At 42.4% G+C, this 4,494-nt stretch carries 1 protein-coding gene; it reads right to left on the bottom strand.

Annotation, left to right across the window (positions count from 1 at the left end; all coding sequences use genetic code 11):
• Positions 1-4,340: glutamate synthase large subunit (gene gltB / locus JWP71_RS00815; RefSeq protein WP_299496008.1), on the bottom strand; the 4,340-nt coding region annotated here is incomplete at its 3' end.
• Between the last annotated feature and the right edge of the window lie 154 nt (positions 4,341-4,494).

Below are 4,494 nucleotides of genomic sequence, written 5' to 3'. Positions count from 1 at the left end.
AGCGGATCAAGGTCAACCATTTCGGTATTGCAGTTTTCGGCAAAGCTGTTATCCGGGTTGTATACCCAGGCAATACCACCACTCATACCTGCGGCAAAATTACGACCTGTTTTACCTAATATTAAGGCACGGCCACCGGTCATGTATTCGCAACCGTGGTCGCCAATACCTTCTACAACGGTTGTAGCGCCAGAGTTACGTACAGCAAAGCGTTCGCCAGCCATACCACCTATAAATGCTTCACCCGCGGTAGCGCCATATAAGGCAACATTACCTATGATAATGTTATCCTCGGGCACATAAGTTGCATCAGGCGATGAATATATAGCCAATTGTGCACCTGATAAACCTTTACCTACATAATCATTAGCTTCACCTTCTAATTCAAAAGATATGCCCTTAGTTGCAAAGGCACCAAAGCTTTGTCCCGCAGAGCCTTTGAATTTATAGTTGATCGTATTATCCGGTAAGCCTGCCGAGCCATATATTTTTGATATTTCGTTTGATAGCAAGGCTCCTATGGTACGGTCGGTATTTTTAACATTATATGTACCAAAAACAGGTGTTTTATCTTCTAATGCTGGTTTTGCATCTTCCCATAATTTCCAGTCGATTATATCGGCCATACCATGGTCTTGTTGCTCGCTATTGTACAAGGTAACATCCTTTGGATTATTTACCGGGTGCAATATGCCCGAAAGATCAACCTTTTTAGCTTTCCAGTTTTGCAGATTATCTTTAACCTTCAGGAATTGAACACGGCCAACCATTTCATTAATGGTACGGAAACCTAATTCGGCCATGATCTCGCGCAACTCTTCGGTCATAAAGCGGAACAGGTTCACTATATGTTCAGGTTTGCCTGAGAATAGTTTTCTTAACTCCGGATCCTGCGTAGCAACACCAACCGGGCAAGTATTTAAATGACATTTACGCATCATTATACAACCACCGGCTACAAGCGCTGCGGTTGCTACTCCCCACTCCTCTGCACCCATTAGGGCCGCAATGGCAAGGTCACGACCTGTTTTTAACTGTCCGTCTGTTTGCAGCACAACACGGCTACGCAGTTTGTTACGCACCAATGTTTGATGAGCCTCGGCTAAACCAAGTTCCCATGGTAAACCTGCATGTTTAACAGAGCTTATTGGCGACGCGCCTGTACCGCCATCATAACCGGCAATTAAAATTACATCGGCATGGGCCTTGGCAACACCCGCGGCAATAGTACCTACACCTGCTTTTGATACCAGCTTAACGTTTATACGTGCAGCACGGTTAGCATTTTTAAGGTCGAATATTAATTGAGCCAGATCCTCAATAGAATAAATATCATGGTGCGGCGGCGGCGATATTAAACCAACACCCGGTGTTGAGTGACGGGTCTTTGCTATCCAGTCATCAACCTTATGGCCAGGTAGCTGACCACCTTCGCCCGGTTTTGCACCCTGCGCCATTTTTATTTGCAGCTCATCAGCATTGGTCAAATAGTTGGATGTAACCCCAAACCTGCCTGATGCCACCTGCTTGATAGCCGAACGCATAGAATCGCCGTTAGGCAATAATTCATAACGCATTTCATCTTCTCCACCTTCGCCGGTATTGCTTTTGCCGCCTATGCGGTTCATAGCGATGGCCATGGTACTATGTGCCTCGTGCGATATAGAGCCGAAAGACATTGCACCGGTAGCAAAACGTTTCATAATGCTTTCGGCCGGTTCAACCTCATCTATAGTGATGGATTCGCGGTGATGGGCAAAGTCAAGCAAGCCACGTATGGTAAAGTGCTTCTCGCTTTGCTCGTTAATTACTTTAGCGTAGTTTTTATATACATTGTAATCATTACTGCGGGTTGCATGTTGTAATAAGTGTACAGTTGTAGGGTTAAACAAGTGTTCTTCGCCACGACGCTTCCACTGGTAAATACCACCTTCAGGCAATAAACGACCATCGCTTTTAGCACCAAAACCAATGCGGTGCTTGCAAAGTGATTCGCGGGCGATTTCGTCCAAACCTAAACCACCAATACGGGTAACCGCACCGCAGAAATATTTGTTAACTACATCTTTATTTAAGCCCAATATCTCAAAAACCTGTGATCCATGATATGATTGCAAGGTTGATATTCCCATTTTAGAGAATATCTTTAATAAGCCATCATTAATTGATTTTACGTAGTTCTTTAAAAGGTATTTAGCATCAAGGCCGGTATCTAAAGCACCGCTTTCTTTTAAGTTTTCTATTGTGGCCTGGGCTAGGTATGGGTTAATAGCAGTAGCACCAAAAGCCAATAAACAGGCAAAATGATGTACTTCCCAAACGTCGCCGGTTTCAACTACTATACCAACGGCTCCGCGCAATCCTTTTTTTATCAAATGGTGATGTACTGCTGATACCGCTAATAACGAAGGTATAGGCGCATGCTCAGAGTCAATAGCACGGTCTGATAAAATCAATACTTCAAATCCGTCAGCAACCGCGTCTTCCGCATAGCGGCATACCCTTTCAATACCTTTTTGCATTGAACCCGGTAGGCCATCCGCATTAAAATAAGTTTGCAGAGTTTTAGCGTGGAACATACCGGTATCAATACTTCTCAGTTTTTCTAACTGGTGATTTTTTAATATCGGGTGCTTTAAAGTAACACAATGGCAATGCATTTTATCTTCATCCAGCAAATTACCGTTGTTACCTATAAAGGTAGCCAGGCTCATTACCAAACGCTCACGTATCGGATCAATAGGCGGATTAGTTACCTGTGCGAAAAATTGCTTAAAGTAACTTGATAAATGCTGTGGTTTGTCAGACAATATAGCCAACGGTACATCTGTCCCCATTGAACCTATCGGCTCTTTACCATCAAGCGCCATTGGCTTAATAATAGTATCAATATCCTCGCGGCTGTAACCAAATACCTGTTGGTAACGGAAAACAGAATCGGCACTTAAATTAGCGAAAGCCAAACGCGGCTCGGCCAGGTCTTCCAGTTTTATTTTATAATTCTCTAACCAACGGCCATAAGGCTGACGAGAGGCAATTTGTTGTTTAATTTCTTCGTCGGTAATAATAACACCTTGCTCGGTATCTATCAAAAACATCTTACCGGGTTGTAAACGGCCTTTGCGTAAAACAGTTTTTTCATCAATAGCCAACACGCCGGTTTCTGATGCGGCAATTACACGGCCATCGTTAGTAATGGTGTAGCGTAATGGGCGCAATCCGTTACGGTCAAGCACCGCTCCTACCAGTTTACCATCGGTAAAACTAATAGCTGCAGGTCCATCCCATGGCTCCATTAATGTAGCATGAAACTCGTAAAATGCTTTTTTAATGGGGTCCATTTGCTCGTTGCCGTCCCATGCTTCAGGTATCAGCATCATCATTACGTGGGGTAATGAGCGTCCGGTATGTTGCAGTATCTCTATAATATTATCTAAACAAGCAGAATCCGATTGGTTATTATCAACCACCGGCAATAACATTTCCATCTCCTCATTAGTAAAATAAGATGACGCGTATGATTTTAAGCCCGAATAGAACCAGTTTAAGTTACCAGTTAAAGTATTGATCTCGCCATTATGCGCGATCATGCGGAACGGCTGAGCCAGTTTCCATGACGGGAATGTATTTGTTGAGAAACGAGAGTGAATAACCGCCAAACCTGATGCCATACGCGGATCGGTTAGATCAGCATAATATTGGCGCAGCTGGTAAGTAGTTAGCTGTCCTTTATAAATTATTGTCCGGCAAGATAATGAAGGGAAATAAAAATCATTCCTTGCTCCCGGTATAGTTTCTGTAATTGTTTTATTAATATACCTTCTTAATACGTATAGCTTCCGCTCAAAATCATCAGTATTGGTTATATGATGTGGTCTTGATATAAAAAGCTGTTCAACATCCGGCTCAGCACTGCGTGCTGTTTCGCCTATTACAGATGAGTTTACTGTTAATTTACGATAGCCTAGTTTATGTAATCCTAATTTTTCAATAGCATTATCAATAGCGGTACGGCATGCTTTTTTAAGCGGAGAATCTTTGGGTAAAAATATCATACCTACGCCATACTCACCCGGCTCGGGCAAACTAATCTCCAGGTAAGAGCATTCCTCCATAAAAAACTCATGGGGCAATTGTATTAAAATACCTGCTCCATCACCCGAGTCGGGATCGCATCCGCAAGCACCGCGGTGTTCCATGTTTTCCAACATGGTAAGCGCATCATCAATTATCTGGTTAGATTTATGCCCATTAATATTGGTTATAAATCCTGTACCGCAAGAGTCATGTTCAAATTCTGGTCTATAAAGACCCTGTCGTGGGGTATCGTTCTGGTCCATCTTTACGCACGGTTTATAAATTCTTCGTAACTACGAAAATACAGAAATCAAAACTTTTTTACGATATAAATATAAATTTTTGGTATTATCTCAAAAAATCACAGAATAAATGTATATTAATTTTGAATTTCATAAAATTTAGATAATTTGTATT

Origin of the sequence: Mucilaginibacter sp. (genome assembly GCF_028287845.1) — a bacterium.
In the GTDB taxonomy this organism is placed as follows: domain Bacteria; phylum Bacteroidota; class Bacteroidia; order Sphingobacteriales; family Sphingobacteriaceae; genus Mucilaginibacter.
This window is presented reverse-complemented; position numbering and strand designations above follow the sequence as displayed.